Origin of the sequence: Streptomyces longispororuber (genome assembly GCF_024448165.1) — a bacterium.
GTDB classification, from domain to species: domain Bacteria; phylum Actinomycetota; class Actinomycetes; order Streptomycetales; family Streptomycetaceae; genus Streptomyces; species Streptomyces longispororuber_A.
The window spans coordinates 1-21,435 of the sequence record NZ_JAMOLN010000132.1 but is presented as its reverse complement, the minus strand read 5'-3'; the positions used below and the strand labels follow the sequence as shown (position 1 = coordinate 21,435).

Annotated in this window: 16 protein-coding genes; 10 read left to right on the top strand and 6 right to left on the bottom strand. The window is 69.4% G+C overall.

What is annotated here, in order from left to right:
- Positions 1-215 precede the first annotated feature (215 nt).
- From M4J07_RS30930 to M4J07_RS30920, 3 genes are all read left to right on the top strand, one after another.
- Positions 216-1,082 (top strand): hypothetical protein, encoded by an 867-nt coding sequence (locus tag M4J07_RS30930; RefSeq protein WP_255977109.1) that lies wholly within the window; start codon positions 216-218, stop codon positions 1,080-1,082.
- A 347-nt stretch (positions 1,083-1,429) separates the two neighbouring features.
- Entirely contained in the window at positions 1,430-5,035 is a 3,606-nt protein-coding gene (locus M4J07_RS30925) for a hypothetical protein (RefSeq protein ID WP_255977107.1), read from the top strand.
- A gap of 147 nt (positions 5,036-5,182) precedes the next feature.
- Complete coding sequence (locus M4J07_RS30920) at positions 5,183-6,577, top strand: adaptin domain-containing protein (protein WP_255977105.1); 1,395 nt, start codon at positions 5,183-5,185, stop codon at positions 6,575-6,577.
- Between the two features lie 164 nt (positions 6,578-6,741).
- On the opposite strand, the gene M4J07_RS30915 is transcribed toward M4J07_RS30920, so the two are convergent.
- The 3 genes from M4J07_RS30915 to M4J07_RS30905 are packed head-to-tail and all read right to left on the bottom strand — an operon-like array spanning position 6,742 to position 9,542.
- Positions 6,742-7,800, bottom strand: a complete 1,059-nt coding sequence (locus M4J07_RS30915) for an ABC transporter substrate-binding protein (protein ID WP_255977103.1) — start codon at positions 7,798-7,800, stop codon at positions 6,742-6,744.
- Between the two features lie 52 nt (positions 7,801-7,852).
- Positions 7,853-8,737 (bottom strand): ABC transporter permease, encoded by an 885-nt coding sequence (locus M4J07_RS30910; RefSeq protein WP_255977101.1) that lies wholly within the window; start codon positions 8,735-8,737, stop codon positions 7,853-7,855.
- Positions 8,727-9,542, bottom strand: coding sequence for an ABC transporter ATP-binding protein (locus M4J07_RS30905; protein WP_255977099.1), 816 nt, complete (start codon positions 9,540-9,542; stop codon positions 8,727-8,729). Before M4J07_RS30905 ends, M4J07_RS30910 begins: the two co-directional genes overlap by 11 nt.
- Positions 9,543-9,756: 214 nt before the next feature.
- On the opposite strand from M4J07_RS30905, the gene M4J07_RS30900 reads away from it, so the two are divergent.
- Together M4J07_RS30900 and M4J07_RS30895 are read left to right on the top strand one after the other, a co-directional pair.
- Positions 9,757-11,400 (top strand): ATP-binding protein, encoded by a 1,644-nt coding sequence (locus M4J07_RS30900; protein WP_255977097.1) that lies wholly within the window; start codon positions 9,757-9,759, stop codon positions 11,398-11,400.
- Positions 11,397-12,092, top strand: a complete 696-nt coding sequence (locus tag M4J07_RS30895; RefSeq protein WP_255977095.1) for a response regulator — start codon at positions 11,397-11,399, stop codon at positions 12,090-12,092. The genes M4J07_RS30900 and M4J07_RS30895 overlap by 4 nt, the downstream gene beginning before the upstream one ends.
- Before the next feature lie 125 nt (positions 12,093-12,217).
- Here M4J07_RS30895 and M4J07_RS30890 read toward each other — a convergent pair whose 3' ends face one another.
- Complete coding sequence (locus tag M4J07_RS30890) at positions 12,218-13,129, bottom strand: LysR family transcriptional regulator (protein WP_255977093.1); 912 nt, start codon at positions 13,127-13,129, stop codon at positions 12,218-12,220.
- A gap of 133 nt (positions 13,130-13,262) precedes the next feature.
- Here M4J07_RS30890 and M4J07_RS30885 point away from each other — a divergent pair, with 133 nt between their 5' ends.
- The 5 genes from M4J07_RS30885 (at position 13,263) to M4J07_RS30865 (ending at position 18,178) form a co-directional block, all read left to right on the top strand.
- The gene (locus tag M4J07_RS30885) at positions 13,263-14,540 is read left to right on the top strand and encodes a pyridoxal phosphate-dependent aminotransferase (RefSeq protein WP_255977091.1); all 1,278 of its coding nucleotides are present in this window, start codon (positions 13,263-13,265) and stop codon (positions 14,538-14,540) included.
- 122 nt (positions 14,541-14,662) lie between these two features.
- Positions 14,663-15,529: a GNAT family N-acetyltransferase gene (locus M4J07_RS30880; protein WP_255977089.1), complete on the top strand. Its 867-nt coding sequence runs from the start codon at positions 14,663-14,665 to the stop codon at positions 15,527-15,529.
- Positions 15,530-15,894: 365 nt separating this feature from the next.
- Positions 15,895-16,842 (top strand): hypothetical protein, encoded by a 948-nt coding sequence (locus tag M4J07_RS30875; RefSeq protein ID WP_255977087.1) that lies wholly within the window; start codon positions 15,895-15,897, stop codon positions 16,840-16,842.
- A gap of 135 nt (positions 16,843-16,977) precedes the next feature.
- Positions 16,978-17,391 (top strand): hypothetical protein, encoded by a 414-nt coding sequence (locus M4J07_RS30870; RefSeq protein ID WP_255977085.1) that lies wholly within the window; start codon positions 16,978-16,980, stop codon positions 17,389-17,391.
- Between the two features lie 136 nt (positions 17,392-17,527).
- Positions 17,528-18,178, top strand: a complete 651-nt coding sequence (locus M4J07_RS30865) for a hypothetical protein (RefSeq protein WP_255977083.1) — start codon at positions 17,528-17,530, stop codon at positions 18,176-18,178.
- Positions 18,179-18,565: 387 nt separating this feature from the next.
- Here M4J07_RS30865 and M4J07_RS30860 read toward each other — a convergent pair whose 3' ends face one another.
- Both M4J07_RS30860 and M4J07_RS30855 read right to left on the bottom strand, forming a co-directional pair.
- Positions 18,566-18,883: a hypothetical protein gene (locus tag M4J07_RS30860; RefSeq protein WP_255977081.1), complete on the bottom strand. Its 318-nt coding sequence runs from the start codon at positions 18,881-18,883 to the stop codon at positions 18,566-18,568.
- 270 nt (positions 18,884-19,153) lie between these two features.
- The gene (locus M4J07_RS30855) at positions 19,154-21,208 is read right to left on the bottom strand and encodes a SpoIIE family protein phosphatase (protein ID WP_255977080.1); all 2,055 of its coding nucleotides are present in this window, start codon (positions 21,206-21,208) and stop codon (positions 19,154-19,156) included.
- Positions 21,209-21,435 lie beyond the last annotated feature (227 nt).

Here is a 21,435-nt window from a genome sequence, read left to right as displayed (position 1 = left end):
GTCAGCCCCTCCTCGACGACAGGAATCACCTGATCCTTTCACGCCGTGGTGGCAGTCGTACACGGCAAGAAGCCCGCCGACTCCATTCCCCCTGTGCCCAGGTCTACTTCTCCGACAAGGCCGTTGCCGAAAGCGAGACAACAACAAGCGTGTGCTGGGGTCCCGTTCGTCGCCGCCTGCCCGCGGAACCGACAAGTGGAGAAGACGGCGTCGACGTGGTGTACCGCTTCGTCGAAGGCGTGACGGATGGTCGTCGCGGCCAAGGCCGGCCATGCCCCACCACCCCCGACACGCACCCCATGGAAGTTCTTTCGGAAAGGAAGCCAAGGAGTCAGGTGCTCAGTGCCATAGTGGCTACCCCGAAGAACCGACCTCCAGGGGGCATCGTGGGCGTAGGGGAACGCGTGCACGCGGCAGCAAGTGATCCGACAGAGGCCATAACAAAAGGCGTGTTCGAGCCTCGTCTCAAGAAGCTGAACCTCACTCGGGAGCAGCTGGAGATCCAGACGCTATCCGAATTGCAATCGTCTTTGGTGACCATCAATCACGCCATCGAGCACCCTGAATCGTTCGGCGTACTGAACATCGAGATGACCGCGCAATCCGGCAAGGTCATTGGCGTTCTCAACACACAGCAGAGCGCCCATATTCAGGTCGGGATTCTCCCAACTCTACTTGAGCTTAAAGCCTTTATCCTGGAACGCATCAACGCGCTGCGACCGACGGAACAGGTTCGGGACTTCCGCCAAGAGGTCGTGAACACTGTCACCGACCCGGAGATGCGTGACCACCTCCTCAAGGTTCTTGATGAGCGCGCCGCCAGCGAGCAGGCCCTCAGTTCAAAAATCACGAAGGAGACAGCAGACAACGCGGAGCTCATAAAGGAGATGTCGCACCTCAAAGAGCTCTTCTCGGTGAACAAACTGGACAGTCGGCTGAGTTCGTTGGAAGAACTGACGAAGAGGATTGACTCCGACAAGACGAGCAAGTACGAGACCGTAACCATCACTCTGGCGATCCTGGGTTCGTTGATCGCGCTGACTGCCATCACCTTAGGCATCATTCGCTGGATCACCGGTTGACCGCGCATGTCAGCACGCCGACCGGCTGGACCCCCGCCGCGCTGTGGGCAGTGGAGCAAGTCGGTGCTCCCGCCGGCTGGATCGAGCAAATCCACCATTTCCTGTCCTGGCTGCATTCCGTGGGAGAGGACCTCGCTCCGTTCCAGAACCCCCGACGGCGCCCTCGGCGCCAAGTGAAGGGCTACCACCGGGAGTACAAAGAGTGCCGGGCACGGAACACGAATACTCGGCGTTCCGGCGGACGTCCGGGATGCCCCAGGCCTGCCAGAGGAACCACCGCCACTTGAGCGGAGCGTCCTCTCTGGCGCCTGTCATCATGAAGGAACACCTGGGGCGGGGAGGGTTCCATGTCGACCGCACGCGATGGCGATGTGCACAACAGCGTCTCCGGCCAGCAACGCGTGGTCGTCCAGGGTCGGGACTTTCACGGCCCTGTCACCTTCAACGGGATCACCGGCCCAGGCGCCGGGCCTCCGGCCCGATCCGCGTACGGGGAGCAGGTTCGCCGGATCGCCCCGCCTCAACTGCTCGACAGAGAGACTGAGTTGGCGGAGCTCGTCGAGTTCTGCACGTCCGCGGACTCGGGCGCCTACCTGCGGTGGAAGGGGCAGGCCTGGACGGGTAAGACGGCCCTGCTGTCCTGGTTCTGTCTGCACGCGCCGCCCGGCGTGCAGGTGGTCCCGTTCTTCGTCACGGCCCGTCTGGGGGCGCACAACGACCGCAGCGCCTTCGTCGACGTGGTGCTGGAGCAGTTGGCGGAGATCGTCGGGGAACCCGTACCGCCGTCCGCGACTTCGGCCACCCGGGAGGCGCACCTGCTGGACCTGTTGCGGCGTGCTGCCCACGCCTGCCAGGACGACGGCCGGCGCCTGGTGCTTGTCGTCGACGGCCTCGACGAGGACCGCGGTGTGACCATCGATCCCGACGCCCACAGCATCGCCGCCCTGCTGCCGCACGAGCCCGAGGCCGGTATGCGTGTGGTGGTGGCGAGCCGGCCCAGGCCGCCGGTCCCGTCGGACGTGTGGGAAGGCCATCCGCTGTTCGACGACGGCATCGACCGGCTTCTCGAACCGTCCCCGCACGCTCAGGTGATCCGAGGTCAGGCCGAGCGTGAACTCAAACGGCTGCTGACCGACGGCGGGTTGAGCACGTCGATCCTCGCTCTGCTGACCGCCGCGGGTGGTGGACTGACCGCCCCGGACCTCGCCGCGCTCACCGGTGCCGCGCTCTACGCGGTGGAGGACACCCTCCGCTCGATGACCGGGCGCACCTTCTCGACGCGTCCTTCGGCCTACTCCTCCAAAGTCGCCCCGGACGTGTATCTCCTGGCGCACGAGGAACTGCAGGATCTGGCCACACGCCTGCTCGGCCCGGCCGAACTCGGCAGCAGACGAAAGGACCTGCATGACTGGGCCAACAGCCACAGGGCTGCCAACTGGCCCGGTGACACCCCCGAGTACCTCTTGCGTGGCTACTTCACGATGCTCGCCTCGACCGCCGACCTGCCCAGGATGACCCGCTACGCCACCGACGAAGCCCGTCAGGACCAGATGTTCGCCGCCTTCGGGAGCGACGGCGCCGCCCTCGCCGAGATCCAGCTGGCGCAGGACGTCATCGTCGCCCTGGGCGGCCACCCGCTGCCGGACATGCTCAGGCTGACCATGCACCGGGCCGCGGTGGAACAGCGCTTCTACGGTCTGCCCTTCGTCCTGCCTGCGACATGGGTCGCACTGGGACGCACGGCCCAGGGAGAGGCTCTCGCCCGGGACAGCGGCAGTGGGCGCGCACTGCTCGAAGTCGCCCGCGAGCATGTCGCACGTGGTGATCACGGGCGGGCCGTCGCCATCATGAACGAGATCGTCCCGTCCCTGATCGGCACGGCTCTGGTGGAGGACGTCGTCCGCATGTGGCTGGCACTCGACGACATCCCGCGCGCCGAAGCCGTGGCCCGTGCGGTCGAAGAACCCTACTTTGCGCAGCAGTCACTTCTCGCCGTGATCGAACACCTGGCGTCCCAGGGCCGACCCGGCCAGGCGCAAGCGCTGGTGGGTGACCTCGGCGACGACGACGCCGTGGCGAAGGGGAACTCGGTGCTGGTCGGCGCGCTGGCGCGTGCGGGACGGCACGAACAGGCAGAGCGATCGGCCCGCGCCGTGGCCGATCCCTACGGGCGGGCGCTGAGCCTGATCCGTGTCGCGGGTGCGGCCTCGGGCTCGACCTCGTCGGCACGGCGCGCCACAGCCCAAGCACTGTTCGCAGACGCGGAGTCCGCCCTGAGCGACGCATTCCTGGCGGCCGCCGGCGTCCCGCGCGCCACGGATGCGGATGACGGCGGACACGCGGGATCCACCCCACGTCACCACGTACGCGCCCGTGCTCGATCCCCCTTTCAGGACCAGACCCTGGGGCAGGAGTTCGCGCGAGCCCACGACTTCGACCGAGCCCTGCGGATCAGGGACGGCCTCAGTTGGCCGGGAGATCTCCTGGTGTCGTTCGCGGTCTGCGAAGGTCTCATCGCCACGGGCCAGTTCGACCGCGCCGAGTCGCTCACACGGTCCATGGACGTGCGGGCCGACGCGGGAGTACTGGCCGATATCGCCGGAGCTTTCGTCCGCGCCGGTCAGTCCCAGCGCGCGCATGCGATCGACGACCGGATGGACAGGGCCGCCACCCACGACGCGGTCCGGGGTGCGATCGCCCAGAACCTGCTCGACCGCGGGAAGCACGTGCAGGCCCTGGACGTCGCCCGGTCGGTCTCCGCCCCCTACTCACGCGAATCCTTGCTGGTGCAGGTGGCTCGTTCACTCGCTTCCGCGGGCGATCACTCACGCGCCGAAGCTCTCCTCGACCGGACCGCGTCGCTGTCCCGTACGCTTCCGCCCCTTGTCGAAAGCACCTTCCAACGCGCCGAGCTCGCCGAGGTGCTGGCACACTCCGATCATCACGACATGGCTCGGCATCTCCTGCGAGACGTCGAGGAGCACATCCCCTCCGCCGCCGCGACGAGCCCGCACGACATGGCGGTGACTTCGCTCGCTGTCGCCCGAGCCCTCGCTGCGAGCAGCCTCTTCGACCGGGGCGTGGCAGTCAGGGACGCCGTCGCCGAGGTGACGGCTCAGCTTGGCAGGACCCTGCTCGGCCGCGAACTCGGCGGCATCACCTTGTGCCTCGTGCGGTGCCTGGTGGACGCCGGCCAGTTCGAGCGTGCCAAGGAGATCGCCCGGTCCCTGCACCCCGACGAGTTCAGCGAGGTGACCGCCGCGGCGGTGGACATCCTGGCTCAGGCCCGTGAGTACCGGAGCGCAGTGGAGTTGGCCCTCACTCTGACCAGCGGCGAGGAACGGGACACAGCTCTGCTGCTCGTCGCCGAACGCCTTGCCCATGACGGCCTGCGCTTCGCCGCACTGGACGTACTGTGGATCACCGCTGAAGCACACCCTCCGGCCTGGGAGGGTTCCGTCCCCCGTCTCGCGGCCCACGCCCGTGCGCGATACGCGCTCGGGGAACTCGCGGAGGCGAAGCGTCTCCTCGACCGCGCGGAACACCTCATGAAGGATTACCACCTGGTCGATGTTCTCCCCGCCCTGGTCGCGCTCCGGCGCCACGAGCGCGCCGAGGACCTGGTCCGGAGCATCCCCTTGGACGCCTCACGGGACACCGCGGTGACCACTCTGGTCGACGCCCTGTGCCGGGCAGGCGAACACGACCGAGCGGAAGCTCTCGTCCGGAGCATCACCACACCGACGCACACGGCGTCCCGCCTCTTCGTGGGACTCGCCCTCACCAAGCCTGCGGACGAAGCGGTGAGACTCGCCGCCCTCGCCCTACGTGAAGGCACCTGGCTGCGTGCGCTGCCCGCCGTCCTTCATGCCGATCCCGCGGCTCTCGCCGTGGTCGGCGAACGAATACCGCTGGTCGCCGAAGCCGCCGCGGCGGAGGCCGGGGACGCCTGACCGGCGAACCCACCACTCTCCCGGCGCGCAGACTGCCCCGGCGACCATGCGCCATGGCCGCCGAACGCCGTTCGGCGGTTCCTGACGGGCCTACGGGAGATCATGGTCGCGGACCCATCGGGGAAGACACAGGGGGGCAGAGGAATCATGGTGGCTTTCCACTCGTCCGCGCTGGACGGAGTCGCCCGCAATCCGGCGCTGCCGACACCGCTGCTACTGCGCCTGCTCGCCATGGAGGTGGACGGTGACCGTCCGCCCCGCGAAGCCCTCCAGCGGGCCGGACTCCCCGAGTCGGCGTTCAGGGTGATCCTGGCCCACCCGGATCCGGGCGTCCGGATCGACTTCGCCATGAGTGCCAGAGCGGAGCCTGCGCTGCGAGCCCGGCTCGCGGGCGATCCCTCTTTCAGGGTGCGGGCAGCTCTTGCGTACGGACCCGAGGTCTACGCCCCCCGCACGAAGGTCGCACCGCTCCCGGACACCGTGTGCGTCCGCCTGCTCGACGACCCCGCCCCTTCTGTCCGGACGGCACTGCTGGATTCGCCCCATCTGGCGTCGTCGTTCGTGGCCTCAATGGCCACTCATCACAACTCGGCAGCGCGCCGGGAAGCGGTGCGCGAGTGGGAGAACCTGCCGCCGGGCGAGCGGTCGGCGCTGCTGGCGGACTCTGATCCTGGAGTGCGGCGGGCCGCCGCACTCCAGGAGTGCCGACGGGACGCCCACGTCACCGCCGAACTCCTCCGCGATTCCAAGTCCGCCGCCCAGGCACTGCGCCGAGGGCTCCTGGTCCGTGCCGACGCCGAGCGGTGCGTCGCCGAGCGGACGCACCTGGCGGCCCTCGCCGAGAACCCGTCGCTGGCCGCCGACCTCGTGGAGCGGCTCGCCGTCGACCCGGACGAGACCGTACGGCTCGCGGTCTCCCTCAGGCCCGAACTGGACGAGACCCGGCGCATGGCGATCGACTTCACGGCCGGTGAACTCGACAGGGGTGACGGCGTGCAGTGGGTACGAGACGGGCTGACCGACCCCGAGGTGCTGCGTCGGGCCGCGACCTCCGCCCATCCACTGCTTCAGCGCGCCGCCGCCCGGAGCCCCCATCTACCGCCCGACCTGCTGCACCTGCTCGCACGCGTCGAAGATCCGGTGGTGGAGAACCTCCTGGGCATTCACCACCCCGACACCCCGGAGGAGGTCCTGATGCGTGTGTTCGCGCGACTCGGCGGGACGTTCTCCGCCTGGATGGCGGAGTCACATCCCCGCTTCCCCCGCGAGGGCCTCGCCGCCCGCTACGCGGACCACCCGGACGGCAACTACCGTCGGCTGGCTGTCCGGGATCCGGCCGCCACACCCGCGCTGATCGAGCGGCTCAGCCATGACCCCGAGGTCTGGACGCGGCAGGCGGCGGCCGGCGACCCGCGCCTCCCGCTCCACCGGCTCCGCGAGGGGCTCCGTATACCCGAGCTGGCCTTCAGCTCGGGCGCCAACCCGGCGCTCCCTGAGGACAAGATGGCCTCCGTCCTGGACCGGGCCGGTGTTCCCGCCTGACCGCCGAGCAGTAACTGCTTCGCTCGCACCACATCGCGGTTCCGGTCGACCGGTGTGTCCGGGACCGCGGCCCGATGCCGGGCCCGGGCGTAGGAGCGGGGCCCACTTGCCTCACCTCGAACCTCGAACCTCGAACCTCGACGGGTGCAGGAGAACGTGGCTGCCTACTTGGCCTTGTCGACGAACTCGGTGGTGTAGGTCTTCGTCAGATCGATCGTGGCGTTCTTCAGGTTGGGGTTGAACGCCTTCAGGACCCGCTGCACGGTGGCCGGACCGTCGGACGGCATCTTCCCGTCCTTGGTGAACATGGGCATGGTGCTCTCGATGGCATTCGCGTAGAGCCCCTCGCCGCCCTGCGCGTAGTCGCTGGGCATCTTGGCGGCGATCTCCTTGGCGTTGTGCGTCGACATCCACTTCAGGGTGCGGACAAAGGCGTTGGTGAGCTTCTGGACGATGTCCTTGTGGGAGTTCACCCAGTCGGTGTTCATGTAGAGGCTCGACGAGGGGTAGAGGCCGCCGAGTGCCTGCTGAGATCCCTCCGGGGTGCGCATGTCGACGATGACCTTGCCGAGCTTCTTGTCGAGGATCTGGGCGACGGTCGGGTCGGTGGTCATGCCGCCGTCGATCGAGCCCTTCTGCAGGGCGGAGATGAAGGTCTGTCCGGCGCCGACGGCGACATTGGTGACCTTGTCGGTGGAAACGCCGTCGTGTACACCGAGGTACTTGGTGAGGAAGTCGGTGGACGAGCCGAGGCCGGTCACTCCCAGCTTCTTGCCTGAGAAGTTCTTGGGTGACTTCAGGCTGCCGGCCGCCTTGTTGGAGACGACCTCGACCTCGCCGGGGGTCTGGGCGAGTTGCACCACCGACTCGACCTGCTTGCCCTTGGTCTGCAGATCCAGGGTGTGGTCGTAGAAGCCGACGACGCCCTGGACGTTGCCCGCGACGAGAGAGGTGGTGGCGTCGATTCCGGCCGGCTCGCTGAGCAGTTCCACGTTGACGCCCTCGTCCTTGAAGTAGCCGAGGCGCTGGGACAGCATCGCGGGCAGGTAGATGACCTTGTCGATGCCTCCGACCATGATCTTCACCTTGGGGCCCTTTCCCCCGGAGTCGCCGCCGCTGGAGGTGTTGGACGACACCTGGTCCGCGCACCCGGCGAGGGCGGCGAGCGCGGTCAGTGCGGCGACGGCGGTGGTGAGCTTGGTGGTGCGGGTACGGCGGGACATGTGCGGCTCCTGAGAGGTGGTGCGGCGGGAGAGCGGTAGGGCGTGCGGCTGGTCAGCGGGCGTCGTGCGCGGTGGGCTTCCAGCGGAAGAGCTTGTTCTCGAGAAAGGTGAGCAGGCCCTCGGCGAGCAGGGCGACGACGGCGAGGATGACCATCGCCGCGTACACACCGGCGGAGTTGAAGGTGCCCTGGGAGGCGGAGACGAGCAGGCCGATGCCCTTGGTGGCGCCGATGTACTCGCCGACGATGGCGCCGATGAGCGCGAAGCCGAAGCTGACGTGGAGGCTGGTGAAGATCCACGAGGTCGCTGCGGGGATGACGACCTGAAGGGTGACCTGTCGGTCGCGGGCGCCGAGGATGCGGGCGTTGTCGATGAGGTGACGGTCGACCTCGCGGGCGCCCTGGAAGGCGTTGAAGAAGACGGGGAAGAAGACCAGGACGACGGCGGAGGCGACCTTGGAGGCGGGGCCGAGGCCGAACCAGATGAGGAAGATCGGGGCGAGGACGATCCGTGGCAGGGCGTTGAGGACCTTGATGTAGGGGCCCATGACATCGGCGAGGAAGCGGACTCTGCCGAGTGCGATACCGAGGACGACACCGGCGATGACGCCGACGACCCAGCCGAGCAGGGCCTCGTAGAGCGTGTACCAGATCTGTTCGAGCAGGGAACCCTGAGGGGTTCCGTGCAGCGCCCACTGCTGGATCTGGTCCCAGATCTTCGAGGGCATCGAGAAGTTGAAGGGGTCGATGATCCCGGCGCGGGCGAACCACTCCCAGACCCCGAGGACGAACACCAGCACGGCGGCACGGGCGAGGAGGACGATGCCGCGGCGACGGCGCGCGGCGCGGGCGCGTTCCTCGGTTCGGGCGGACCTGGTGGCGTCGGCCGAGGTGATGTCGGCCTTGGACAGGGCCGGCGGCGAGGTGTCAGGCGACATTCTGGGCGCCCCTTTCGCGGGTGATGCGGACTTCTTCGCCGAGGGAGGACCAGATCTCGCGGTAGATCTCGATGAAACGCGGGTCGAGGCGGATGGACTCGACGCGGCGCGGGCGCGGCAGGTCGACCGTGAAGACTTCCTTGACGGTGGCCGGGCCCGCGGTCATGACGACGACCTTGTCGGCCAGGGCGATGGACTCCTCCAGGTCGTGGGTGACGAACACGACGGAGGATCCGGTGCCGGCCCACAGGTCCATGAGCTCGTCGGACATCAGGGCCCTGGTCTGCACGTCGAGCGCGGAGAACGGCTCGTCCATGAGGAGGATCGACGGATCGTTGACGAACGTGGCCGCGAGAGCGACGCGCTTGCGTTGTCCGCCGGACAGTTGGTGCGGATAGCGGTCATCGAAGCTGCTCAGGCCGACACGGGCAAGCCAGTCACGGGCGCGCTCCTTGGCCTCCGCCTTGGGCACACCCCGGAACCGGGGTCCGGCCATCACGTTGGACAGCACGGTGCGCCAGGGAAAAGTGGCGTCCTGCTGGAAGACGAAGCCGATCTTGTCGTCGATGCCGCGCACGGGCTCGCCGGACAACAGCACTTCGCCTTCGGTGGGCTCTTCCAGGCCGCTGACCAGGGTGAGGGTGGTCGACTTGCCGCAGCCGGTGGGGCCGACGACGGCGACGAACTCGCCCTGCTGCACGGTGAGGTCGAGGTCGCGGACCGCGGTGTGCGAGGCCCCCGAGGGGGTGCGGAAGGCTTTGCGGACACCGCGGAGCTCGATGGCCGGACTGGAGTGGCTTGTCATGCCGCGGAACGTTAGGAACGCCATCGGTGGCTGGAAAGTATTCGCCCGCAACCACTGATTGTGCCTGTTGACCGCGATTTAGCTCATTGTGCCAACGGTCGACACGGCTGTAGTTGCTCAGGGCCTTCCCTGACCGGAACATCGCCGGTTACGGTGCGTTCACCCCGGCGAAACGTCTGCTCGCGCGGGAGAGTTCCCAAAGGCAGGTGTCGTCGTGGCCCGCTTGCGTCTCGGCTGGCCGAGGCAGGTGTTCGCCCAGGTTCTGATCGCGCAGTTGCTGATCACCCTGGGCGTGCTGTTGTTGCTGACCGGACTGTTCCTGCAGCCGCTGCGTACGCAGTTGGACGACCAGGCCGAACACGAGGCCCTGGCGATCGCGCAGACCACGGCTGCCGACCCCGACATCGCCGCAGGGCTGCTGTCGAGTCGCCCGACGCCGAAGGGGCCGGTACAGCGTCAGGCCGAGCGCACGCGCAAGGCGACCGGTGCGCTGTACGTCGTGGTCATGGACACCCACGGGATCCGCTGGTCGCACACCGACGAACGGCAGGTGGGGCACCACGTGTCGACGGATCCGTCCATTCCGTTGCACGGGGACGTCGTGCTGCAGGTGGACCGGGGCACGCTGGGCCGCTCCGCACGGGCGAAGGTGCCGCTGCGCAACGGCGCGGGTGACCTCATCGGAGCGGTGTCCGTGGGGATCGCCTACTCCGGCGTACAGGACCGGCTGGTGGCCGCACTGCCCGGACTGCTGCGCTACGCCGGAACGGCACTGGCCGTCGGGGCGTGTGCCGCGTCGCTGGTGGCGCGCAGGCTGCGCAGGCGCACGCACGGCGTCTCGGTCGGCGACATCTCCGCGCTGCTGTCCGAGCGGGAGGCCATGCTGCACGGCGTTCGGGAGGGCGTGATCGCCCTCGACGACCGGGAGCGGGTACGGCTGGTCAATGACGAAGCGGCCCGTCTGCTCGCGTTGGAGGACGGCGCGCAGGGCCGCACGCTGAAGGAGATCCTGCCGCCGGGACGCTCCCGCGACGTGCTGGGCGGGCAGGTCACCGGACGGGATCTGCTGACCGTGCGCGAGAACCGGGTGCTGATCGCCAACCACATGCCGACTCCCGACGGAGGCTCGGTCGTGACCTTGCGCGACCGCACCGAGGTCGAGCTCCTCGGCCGTGAACTCGACTCCACCAAGGGCCTGTTGGATGCCCTGCGAGCCCAGGACCACGAGCACGCCAACCGACTGCACACCGTCCTCGGCTACCTCGAACTCGACATGACCGAGCGCGCACGTGATTACGTCGCCGGCCTCACCCGTGCCCGGCGCGCCTCGGGCAGCCAGATCTCGGAGAGGGTCCGCATACCGACGGTCTCCGCGCTGCTGGTCGGCAAAGCGGCGATCGCCGCGGAGCGTGGTGTGCGGCTGCGGCTTTCGGACCGCACCCTGCTGCCCGCGGGTCTGGTCGACGGCCGCGACCTCGTCACGGTCCTCGGCAATCTGATCGACAACGCGTTGGACGTCGTCGGCGGGGGCCAGGTCTCCGCGCCGGAGGTCGAGGTCGAGGTGTTCGTCGAGCACGACACCGTGGTCCTCCGCGTGAGCGACAACGGGCCCGGGGTGCCCGTCGAGTTGCGCGAAGCGATCTTCCAGGAGGGGTGGACCACCAAGGAGGCCCCCGCGCACCGCGACCGCGGCCTGGGCCTGGCTCTCGTGCGCAGCCTGGCCGAACGCTACGGCGGTACGGCCCGCATCAGCCCGCGGGCCGGGGGCGGCGCCCTGTTCACCGTCACCCTGCCCGACATCGTCGCCAGGGGCGCCGCGTTGCCCGTGCACACCGTTCTGGCAGGAGAGCCGTCATGATTCACGTCCTCGTCGTCGACGACGACTTCCATGTGGCGGAGATCAACGCCGCCTACGTGGACAAGGCAGCGGGCTTCCATGTCGTCGGCCGGGCCCACACTGCTTTGCAGGCCATGGAGATGATGTCGGCCCAACAGGTGGACCTGGTGCTCCTGGACCACTACCTGCCCGACCGCACCGGTCTCGATCTGGTCCGCGCCATGCGCCAGCGCGGTCTGCGCAGCGACGTCATCATGGTCACCGCCGCCGAGAACGTCGAAGTAGTGGAAGCCGCGTTGCGTTTCGGCGTTCTGCACTACCTGGTCAAGCCCTTCACGTTCGAGGGCCTGCGCTCGCGTCTCGAGAGCTACGCGAAGCTTCGCCGCACCCTGCGCAGCGCCGACGGGCGCAGTGGCGCCGGACAGAAGCGCGTAGACGAGATCTTCGGTGCGGTGCGCGGCCCGGCCGGCTCTCCGGCGCCGACGGCCAAGGGCTGGTCAGGGCCGACCATCGAGCTGATCTGCCGGGTCCTGGAGCAGGCGGACACGGACCTGTCCGCGCAGGAAGTCGCGTCGAAGGCGGGCATCAGCCGCTCCACCGCGCAGCGCTATCTGCGCCACCTCCAGGACAACGGCACTCTGCGACTGTCGCTGCGTTACGGGGATGCGGGGCGCCCGGAGCACCGCTATTCGCGGCCTCGTTCCCGGAGCTGAGCAACTCGGTGTCTCCTGACAGGCGCTGGACCGGGACGAGTTCCGTGCGCTGGCGGTCGATGAGGTGACGAATCGTCAGCGGGCCGCGCCACCCTGCGTGTTGCCCGCTCCCGCCCCGATCCTGCTCAGCGTCCCCTGCTGAGAGCCTGTCGGGCGGCCTGGAGACAAGCAGTGACAGCCGGATCCTCCCGAGTGGTGGTCCGGGTGAGTGCCAGGATGGTGCGCTGCGGGCTGGCAGCCAGGGGCAGTCCGACGACGCCTGCTTGCTCCTGGGCGAGGCCGGCGGGCAGGAAGGCCACACCCGCGCCGGTGGCGACGAGTGCGGCCAGGATGTGGAGCCCCTCGAACTCCCAGCGCCGCGGGGGTGTCGCGTCGACGGCGGTCAGATACCGGTCGCCCGCGGCTCGGGACAGTTGCCCGACAGGGGCGCACAGCCAGGTCTCGTGGTGGACGATCTTCCGCAGCTGTGCGGCGGTGGCCGGTCCGGACTGCTCGGCGAGCGCGTGGTCCGTGGGCAGCGCCAGGACGATGTCCTCACGGCGTAGACGGTGAACGGACAGCCCGGTGCCCTCGGCCGGTGGGTGCTCGGACCAGTCGTCGATGACGGCGAGGTCGTAGCGGCGGTCCAGGACTGCCGCGGCGGCGGTCACCGAGCCGGTCTCGTGAGCGACGACGTTCAACTCGGGGTGCGCGCGCTGCAGCGCGGCCAGGTGGGGAGCGAGAGCGGGGGCCAAGGCGTGGATACAGCTGACGGTCACCCGGCCGCTGACGGTGCCGATGCGGGCGCGCATACGGCTGTGGGCGGCTTCCGCGGCGGCGAGGATGCGCGCGGCGTGCTCGGCCAGTTCGCGCCCCGCGTCGGTCAGACTCGCACGCTGGGCGGTGCGCTCCAGCAGTGCGACCCCGGCCTCCCTTTCCAGAGCGGCGAGTTGCTGAGAGATCGCGGACGGCGAGTACCCCAGGTCGGCCGCCGTGGCACTGATGGTGCCCCGGGCAGCGAAGCGGTGCAGGATCTCCAGCCGCCGCAGGTCCAGCATCAGTTCTCCTTAAAGCCGCCATCGGATTCTCGTGCTGTTGCTGATGCTATGCCGCGGACATGCTGGGCGTGTGCCCGGCAGAGCGCCGTGCCGGGACGACATCGGCGCTCGCAACCGAACAGGACGGTTTCCCATGACGACCCACTCCGCGACGCTCGCCATCGACGAGGCCGTTCATGCCCGCCGTGAGGCCGGCCAGGACGTCCTCCATCTCGGCTTCGGGGAGGCCGGGCTGCCGGTCGCCCCGGACCTGGCCGACGAGCTCTCCGACGCCCACCTGCTCAACGGGTACGGCCCGGTCGCCGGTACGCCGCAGGCTCGGGCCGCCGCCGCGGGCTGGTTCACCAGGCGCGGCGTGTCCACCGACCCGGGCCAGATCCTCTTCGCCCCCGGCAGCAAACCTCTGCTCTTCGCCCTACTGGCCGCGATCGACGGTGACGTGGTGCTGCCCCGCCCCTCATGGGTCTCCTACGCCGCCCAGGCCGGCCTGCTCGGCCGCCGCGTCATCTCCGTGCCCGTCCCCCCGGAAGCCGGCGGCATTCCCGACCCCGAACTGCTGGAACAGGCCCTGCGGCAGGCCCGGTCGAACGGAGCCCGGCCGGGCGCATTGGTCCTCACCGTCCCGGACAACCCGACCGGCACCGTCGCCCCCGCCGAACAGGTAGAGGCCGTCTGCGCGATCGCCGACCGCCACGGCCTCGCGGTCGTCAGCGACGAGATCTACGCCGAACTGACCCACGACCGGGGCAGCGTCCCCAGCCCGGTGCACCACCTGGCCGAACGCACCGTCGTCACCACCGGGCTGAGCAAGTCCCTGGCCCTGGGCGGCTGGCGGATCGGCTTCGCCCGCACCCCTGCGGGCCGCTGGGGACAACGCCTGCACCAGGAGCTGACCGGCATCGCCAGCGAAATCTGGTCCAGCCTGGCCGCACCCATGCAGGCCGTGGCCACCCGCGCCCTGAACGACCCGCCGGAGGTCACCGCGCACATCGCCGCCGCCCGCCGCCTGCACGCCTGTATCGCGACCGAGGTACACACCCGACTGCTCGCCTCAGGAGCACAGTGCCGCCCTCCCCAGGCCGGCTTCTACCTCTACCCCGACTTCGGCCCCGCCCGTGACGTCCTGTGCGCCCACGAGATCACCACCGGCGCCGACTTGGCCACCGCCCTGCTCGAACGGCACGGCATCGCCACGCTGCCCGGCAGCGCGTTCGGTGAACCCGACACCGCCCTCACCCTCCGGCTCGCCACCAGCCTCCTGTACGGCTCCACCCCACAGGAGCGCCAACGGGCGCTGACCGCGGAGCAACCACAGACCCTGCCCTGGATCGCGCCCGCCCTCACACGCATCGGCGACGCACTGGGCGAACTCACCGGCGGGATGCGCCAAGGGCCGTTCTCGCGTCGGTAGGCGCGACGGCGGCCGCGGCTCGTCGAAGCCGGCCGGCACCGACCAGGGTGTGTCCTGTCGATCCGGTCGGCCGGGCAAAAACAGGGTGCGGCCGGTCGTCGCGATGGTGTGAGATGCGAGCCATGACGATCGTTCTGAGCGTGCCCGGTGTCGACGAGCTGACTGGGGCCGTGGAGGCCCTCCGCGGATGGCAGGACGACCGCACGCCGCTGCAGCTCCATCCGGGAGACCTCGGCTGGGCCTGGGCGTTGGGCGCGGAGAGGCTCGCTGCGGCCGTCCGTACCTGGAGCGTGGACGGACGGATCGTTGCCGTCGGATACCTGGACGACCCTGATGTGCTGCGCCTGACGACCGCGCCTGACCTGCGACAGGACGGTGACCTGGCGCGCCGGTTGCTGGCGGACCTCAATGATCCCGAGCGCGGGGTCCTGCCGGCCGGGAAGGCCGGCCTGGAGATCCCCGACGGCGCCCTGCTCCGCGAGGTCCTCCTGGAGGCGGGCTGGAGTCTGGACGAGCCGTGGACGCCGCTGCGCCGCGACCTCTCCGAGCCGGTGAAGGACTCCGGCCTGCGGATCGAGGTGGCCGGTCCGCAGACGGCGGGCGTGCGGACCGCGGTGCACCGCTCGGCGTTCGGCAGCCAGAAGTTCACCGAGGAGATCTGGCATGTCCTCGCGGCCGGGCCGGTCTATGCCGACGCTCGCTGTCTGATCGGTTACGACGACCAGGACGACGCGGTGGCCGCGGCGACGGTCTGGTCGGCCGGGCCCGGCAGGCCCGGCCTGCTGGAGCCGGTGGGCGTGCACGCCGACCATCGCGGTCGCGGCTACGGGACGGCGATCAGTGTCGCCGCCGCGGCGATGCTGCGTGAACTGGGTGCGTCCAGCGCACTCGTCTGCACCCCGAGCTCGAACGCTGCCGCCGTCGCCGCCTACACGGCGGCGGGATTCGAGCCGTCGTCCGAACGGCTGGACGTCAGCCGAGCCGCCTGAGAGTGATCAGGCGGCGGTGTCGGCCGGGTCGCGCCTCCGCCTCGATCGCGCCCCCTCCCGCGCCGGACCGACCTCCGGCATGGCACCGTCGCGTCCACCGCCCAGCCCACCTCACTCCACATGCACCCCCTTGCCGAGCTGACGAGGGCCGACAGCTCTCGTACGATTCCGCTGCAGGTGGGGCGGAGAAGGGGGTGCGGCCGGTACGCCGCTTTGTGATCACTGTGCTCAGCTCGGTCCTGACGATGACGGTCGGTGCTTGCGCACCGGACAGGGACACACGCGACACACGCGACACACGTCCGACGGCCCGTCAGAGCAGGGTGCCCCAGGGCGGACCGTGGCAACCCGCCGCCCGCACCGACATGCCCGGAAACCTGTACGACGTGGTGGCCACCGGCGCGGGTGACGCCTGGGCGGTGGGGGACGAGGACGACGGGGCGGTCGTCATGCGGTGGCGCGGCGAGGCATGGACGAAGGTCGAGGTACCCCGGCGGCTCGGCCTGCACGGTCTGCGGGTCGTCGCCGCCTCGGGGCCGAGTGACGTGTGGGTCTTCGGCGCCGGCGGGCCGAGCAGTGGCCAGGAGGCCCGAGCGGCGCGGTGGCACGGCACACAGTGGACATCAACCTGGCGTGAGCCCAACTCCTTCGTGGACGCGGCAACCATCGCAGGGCCCGACCACGTGTGGGTGGCGGCCCGGCGAACGGGCGGGGACGGCACCTGTCGTTCCGTCCTCCGCCACCACACGTCTGCGGGCTGGCCGGCCGTCGCCCTGCCGTCGGTCGTGTGCGTGCAGGCCATGCACGCCCTGGCGTCTCAGGACGTCTGGGCCGTGGGCGAAGCCCGGGGCCGACCGGCGACTCTGCACTGGGACGGACAGAAGTGGCGCACGGTGTCACTACCGCCTGCGGTCGCGGGGCCCAACGGGGAACTTCGCGGACTCGCCGCCCAGTCACCGACGCAGGTCTGGGCCGTCGGCCGCACCGGGCGAATGGGAGGCGCCGTCGGCCCCGTCGCGGTGCGCTGGGACGGCCGCAAGTGGGAGAGCGTGGTCGACCCGACCGTTCCCGGCAAGTTCGTCGATGCCGCCGCCGACGGACACGACGGAGTCCTTGTGTCGGCATCCTCCGCGAGCGGAGACGATCTGGTCTTCCACTACGACGGCCGGCAGTGGTCATGGGAACACGTCGCCTCCGACCACTCCGTCACCGGCCTGACCGTCATCCCCGACACGTCCCGCATCGTTGCCGTGGGGATCTGCTGCGAGGGCTACGACGAGGACACGACAGGCAAGATCTGGATGCGCCACTGAGCACCTGTACGGGGCCTCGCCCAGCTGCACGCCGGGGACGCCCAGGGCATGCGCCAGATCTGTCTCGGCTCACCGATCCCGAGAAGCCGCTGGGGACTTGTGAACTGGTGGACCAGCCTGCGTACCCTGAGCTCCATGCCCCGTGATCCGAAGAAGCCCCGCCGGCTGATCGCCGCGGGGCGCGCGTATCTGTGGACGCTGCGTCACAGCCACGGCGTTGTGGACGGCGTCCGGTCCTGCTGCGAGACCCTCACGCTGTATCCGCAGCCGACCGGCACTGGCCGCCCTCTGCGCATCGTCTTCGCCGAGGGCCCGAGCCGGTACGTTCCCGGCGGGGCTCCCCTCGGCTCCGGTGACGTGGGGTTTGCTCGGGGTCCCGATCTGAACCTGCACGAGCCCGGCGCGGTCCGAGCTCTGCTCGACGTGGCATCGGCCCAAGGGTGGCAGCCGGACGGGCAGCAGGTGGTGGAGATCGACGGCTGGTCCCTGCTGGAGGCGGCAGCCGCCATGCGGGCCGAGGCCGCCGCCCCAGCGAGCCCGACAGAGTGACGGAGCCGACTCCAGCGCTCCTCTGGCCGGCACCGGCACCGTCCGGGCGGCCACGTGGCCCTTCGGCGGCCTCTACAGTGTCCCGAGGCCAAGAGGGCGGGCGGGGACGGTACATGAGAAGGACTGACTCGACAACGTGGTGCGGATCCAGCGATTGACCGACCTGAAGCCCGCCCGCCGGCGTCAGGTTGCCGTCCTGGCACTGTGGCGGTGGCGCACGCCTGTACTCGGATGCAGGTTGACTGCGGAGTGGGGCCTCGACCAGTCCGTGCTGGAGTCGCTGTTCCGACTGGCGGCATCACCCGCTGGTGACGAGTCGGATCGCGCATACCTGCGAGCAATCGCCGAGCTGCGCACGGCCCCGCTCTTCACGTCTGAAGTCGACCCAGACACGGTCCAGCTCTTCCAGTTGGAGACCATCAACAACTTGCTGGCCTTCGGTGAACTGCTGGAAAGGCCTGGCGTGGGCGAGGTCGAGCGAGTGGCCGAAGCCTCGGCCGGCCTTGCGCACTACCTCGACGAGCTCATCGAGGGCTCCCTCTACTCTCACCCCTCGGAGGAAGCCCACCGCCAGTACCTCGCTGGCCTGGTGGGACGGACGAGCGAGGGCTATTTCGCGTCGCGCCACTTCGCTGTCGAGACCCGCTGCCGTGCGGCTCTCGACGTTCTCCCCGACTCATCAGGGCTGCTCGACTCGTCGACGGGGCGCGAACTGCTCGCGCTCTGCGAGGACTTCGGCGAAGAGCTCGCCACAACCTTGCGGTGGCTCCGGACGACGGGCCATTAGCGATCTCATGGGCGTCAACTTCCGATCCCTCCAGAGATCTTGGGGGCGGTCCGGAGGGTGACCGGCCTCACCAAGAGCACCTGGAGCGACGAAGATCTCGAAACGATGGGGTGGCATGACGTCACCATCCGCCACCTCGCGTGGCAACGGCCCTGGTCCAGTTGACCGGCTCTCCGCAAAGCGGGGCCAAGCGGTCACCGCGGCCGGCCGAAGTGTTCTGCGTCGCCTCGCCTGCCTGCTTGCGTGCCGTACGCCACTGGACAACCAGAGCGTCGTAGATGGAGGTCTCGGACTGGTCGGCGTTCCGCGAGTCCGCTGCCGGTTAGCCACCGAACCTGGAGCCCAAATGGTGGGGCAGGTCAGGGTGTCCACCGAACCGGCGCCGATTCACAGGAACCCAGGGACGCACAGTCGTACGCGGACGGTCTTCGCCCCGGCCTCCGCGTCCACGACGGCCCGTAGATCACCCGAGTGGGCACGCGCCACGGCACTCATCCGTCCCAGGCCGTGCCAGGCCGGGACATCGTCCGTGCACAACGGCCGCGGGTCACCGTCTTCCGCCTCGATGGTCAGGACGTATCCCTCGATGGTGAGGGAGATGAGGACGTCGCGGGAGCACTGCGCGTGGCAGACGGAGTTGGTCATCAGTTCCACGCCCACCTTCACCACGTCGTCGAACAGATCGCTTCCGGGCGGGACACCCACGTACCGCAGCCAACGGCGCACGGCATTGCGCGTCCGGGGAACCGATGCAGGAAGCAGCGGCAGGCACTGCTGGAACTGCACCCGGGGTACGGGTACTTCAAGCGTCAAGTGAGGTCAACTCCCGGGGCATGCGCTTCGGCTGATTCATGCTCCGGACAACGACCGATCCCGCGGAAGGGGTGCGCTCGCAAAGAGTTCGCAGGAACGACCGCTACGGGTGACGCCACGGGGCTACCAGGGCGCTCTTGCTCTGCCCGCGCCCACTGGATGTCACCACGCCTGGGCGATGAGCAGGGCGATGTCGTCGACGCTGTCGCCATCGTGCAGAGCGTCGAGCAAGTACGTGAAGGTGGTCTCGGTGGGCCGGCTGTGCCGGGCAAGGAGTTGGAGGAGCAGGTCCAGACGCTCGTCGATGCCCTCGTGACGGGTCTCGATCAGGCCGTCGGTGTAGAGGACGATCCGGTCCCCGCTGTGCAGATCGATCTCGGTGGTGCGGTACGAGGCGCCTCCGATTCCGAGTGGAGTGCCTGCGGGCAGTGCCAGGAGTCGCGGGGCGTCGGCCTTCGGGACAAGGACCGCGGGCATGTGCCCGGCGTTGGCGAACTGACACGTGCGGCGATGGGGATCGTAGACGGCGTAGACACACGTGGCGATCTGCGACTCAAGTCTGACGGCTGCGGCGTCGAGGTGGCTCAGCACCTCGTCCGGAGGCATTCCCAGGTCCGCGTAGGCCTGGGTGGCGGTGCGCAGGCGTCCCATGGCGGCGGCCGCATCGATGCCGTGGCCCATGACGTCACCGACCACGAGCGCGGTTCTGTCCCCCTCCAGCGCGATGATGTCGAACCAGTCTCCGCCGACCGCGGACGAGGCCTGAGCAGGCTGGTAGTGGGAAGCGACGTCCAGCCCTCGCACGAGCGGAGGCGGCCCGGGCAGGAGGCTGCGCTGCAGCGTCTCGGCAGTGTTGCGGATGCCCTGATGCCAGCGGGCGTTGTCGATGGCGATGGCAGCCCGGCTGGCCAGCTCTGCGGCCAGTACCACGTCGGCGTCGTCGAACGGCTCCGGTGTACGGGCCCGCATCATGTCGACAGCGCCCAGCACCTCGTTGCGAACGATGAGCGGCACCGCCAGATAGGAGTGCAGCCCCGTGCGGGCCAGTTGTCGTGCTGCGTCCGCGTCACGGGCGATGTGCTGGAGGTCCGCGTCGGTGACCTCCGGAACCAGAACGGGCCGGCCGGTACGGACGCAGCGGGTGATCAGTCGGTCCACCCGGTAGGAGGCGATGTCGCCGACTCGGTCCGCGGCGGAGACCGCTTCGTTGGGGTAGGCCGTCGCCAGCCCCATGGCTCTGAACGGACCGCTACGTTCACCTTCGGTGCCGCGGCGCAGCGCCAGCGCCGAGTCGAGGATGTCCACCGCGGCGAGATCTGCCAGGTCCGGCACGACGGCGTTCGCCAACTCCTGCGCCGTCGTCTCCACTTCCAAGGTGGTGCCCACCGCGGCAGCCTTGGCGAGCAGGTTCAGCCGTCGGCGTCCTCGCTCGGCCTCCGCCGTGGCACGATGACGTTCCGTGACGTCCACGACGGAGATGGCTACTCCCAGGCACTGTCCGCCGGCGCCGTCCAGCCGGTAGTAGGACACCGACCACGCATGGTCGTCGTCGGGGGCTGCGGGCGTGCGGCCCACGACGTAACGGTCGACGACCGGGATCCCTACGGCGAGAACGTCCTGCAGGTCGGACTCGATGGCTCTGGTGTCGAGGAAGGTGAGGACGTCACGGGGACGTCGGCCGATGTGGTCCGCCGCCGGCAGACCGTTGATCCGTTCCAGTGCGGGGTTGACCAGCAGGTATCGCAGGTCCGGATCGAGGAGGGCCAGGCCGATGGGTGACTGGGACACCAGCTGGCCGGACAGCGCTAGGCCCGTCTCCAACTGGTGGAGAACGTCCTGCCCGGCCGCGATCCCGAGCGCGTAGGCATCGCCCTGGTCGTCCACCAGCCGCGTGTTCCGAAACTCCACGAGCTTGCCCACGCCGTCCTTGCGGCGAACGGGAAACGCCCCGGCCCAACTCGCCCCCGTCGCCATCACCTGCGCGAACAGTCCGACAGCCATGTCATGGTGGTGTTCGTCGACCAGCAGGTGCGCGGCGTAGTGCCCCAGAGCCTCCTCGGCGGTGTAGCCGAAGACCTCCTCGGCCTGCGGGCTCCAGAGCACGATGCGTCCCGCCTGATCGAGGACGACAGCGCACACGCCCAGCAGGTCGAGGAGCCCTCCGGCTGCCGCTGCCTCTCCACCTGCGCTGTTCTCGGTCATCGGTCGGTCGTCCATGACGCATCCCGCCTCCCGCACCCCAGCTTCGTCGGAACACGGCCCTTCCATGCTCGCCCCTGACCGTCGGCTCCACGACCCGGAGCGGCCGTGCACGCGGTTGACCTGCGCGAACCATGCCTGGCCGCACGTCCGCCGCGGCGACATGCTGGACCTGGCCGCACTCCGGACGGGCAGGCGACTTAAGACAGAGCGCGGGTCACCCGGACCCGCTTTGCACCCAACGG

Coding starts and splice junctions, on each gene's coding strand:
- M4J07_RS30925 (WP_255977107.1), top strand. CDS start 1,430: ATGTCGACCGCACGCGATGGCGATGTGCACAACAGCGTCTCCGGCCAG.
- M4J07_RS30920 (WP_255977105.1), top strand. CDS start 5,183: ATGGTGGCTTTCCACTCGTCCGCGCTGGACGGAGTCGCCCGCAATCCG.
- M4J07_RS30915 (WP_255977103.1), bottom strand. CDS start 7,800: ATGTCCCGCCGTACCCGCACCACCAAGCTCACCACCGCCGTCGCCGCA.
- M4J07_RS30910 (WP_255977101.1), bottom strand. CDS start 8,737: ATGTCGCCTGACACCTCGCCGCCGGCCCTGTCCAAGGCCGACATCACC.
- M4J07_RS30905 (WP_255977099.1), bottom strand. CDS start 9,542: ATGACAAGCCACTCCAGTCCGGCCATCGAGCTCCGCGGTGTCCGCAAA.
- M4J07_RS30895 (WP_255977095.1), top strand. CDS start 11,397: ATGATTCACGTCCTCGTCGTCGACGACGACTTCCATGTGGCGGAGATC.
- M4J07_RS30890 (WP_255977093.1), bottom strand. CDS start 13,129: ATGCTGGACCTGCGGCGGCTGGAGATCCTGCACCGCTTCGCTGCCCGG.
- M4J07_RS30885 (WP_255977091.1), top strand. CDS start 13,263: ATGACGACCCACTCCGCGACGCTCGCCATCGACGAGGCCGTTCATGCC.
- M4J07_RS30880 (WP_255977089.1), top strand. CDS start 14,663: ATGACGATCGTTCTGAGCGTGCCCGGTGTCGACGAGCTGACTGGGGCC.
- M4J07_RS30875 (WP_255977087.1), top strand. CDS start 15,895: ATGCCCGGAAACCTGTACGACGTGGTGGCCACCGGCGCGGGTGACGCC.
- M4J07_RS30870 (WP_255977085.1), top strand. CDS start 16,978: ATGCCCCGTGATCCGAAGAAGCCCCGCCGGCTGATCGCCGCGGGGCGC.
- M4J07_RS30855 (WP_255977080.1), bottom strand. CDS start 21,208: ATGGACGACCGACCGATGACCGAGAACAGCGCAGGTGGAGAGGCAGCG.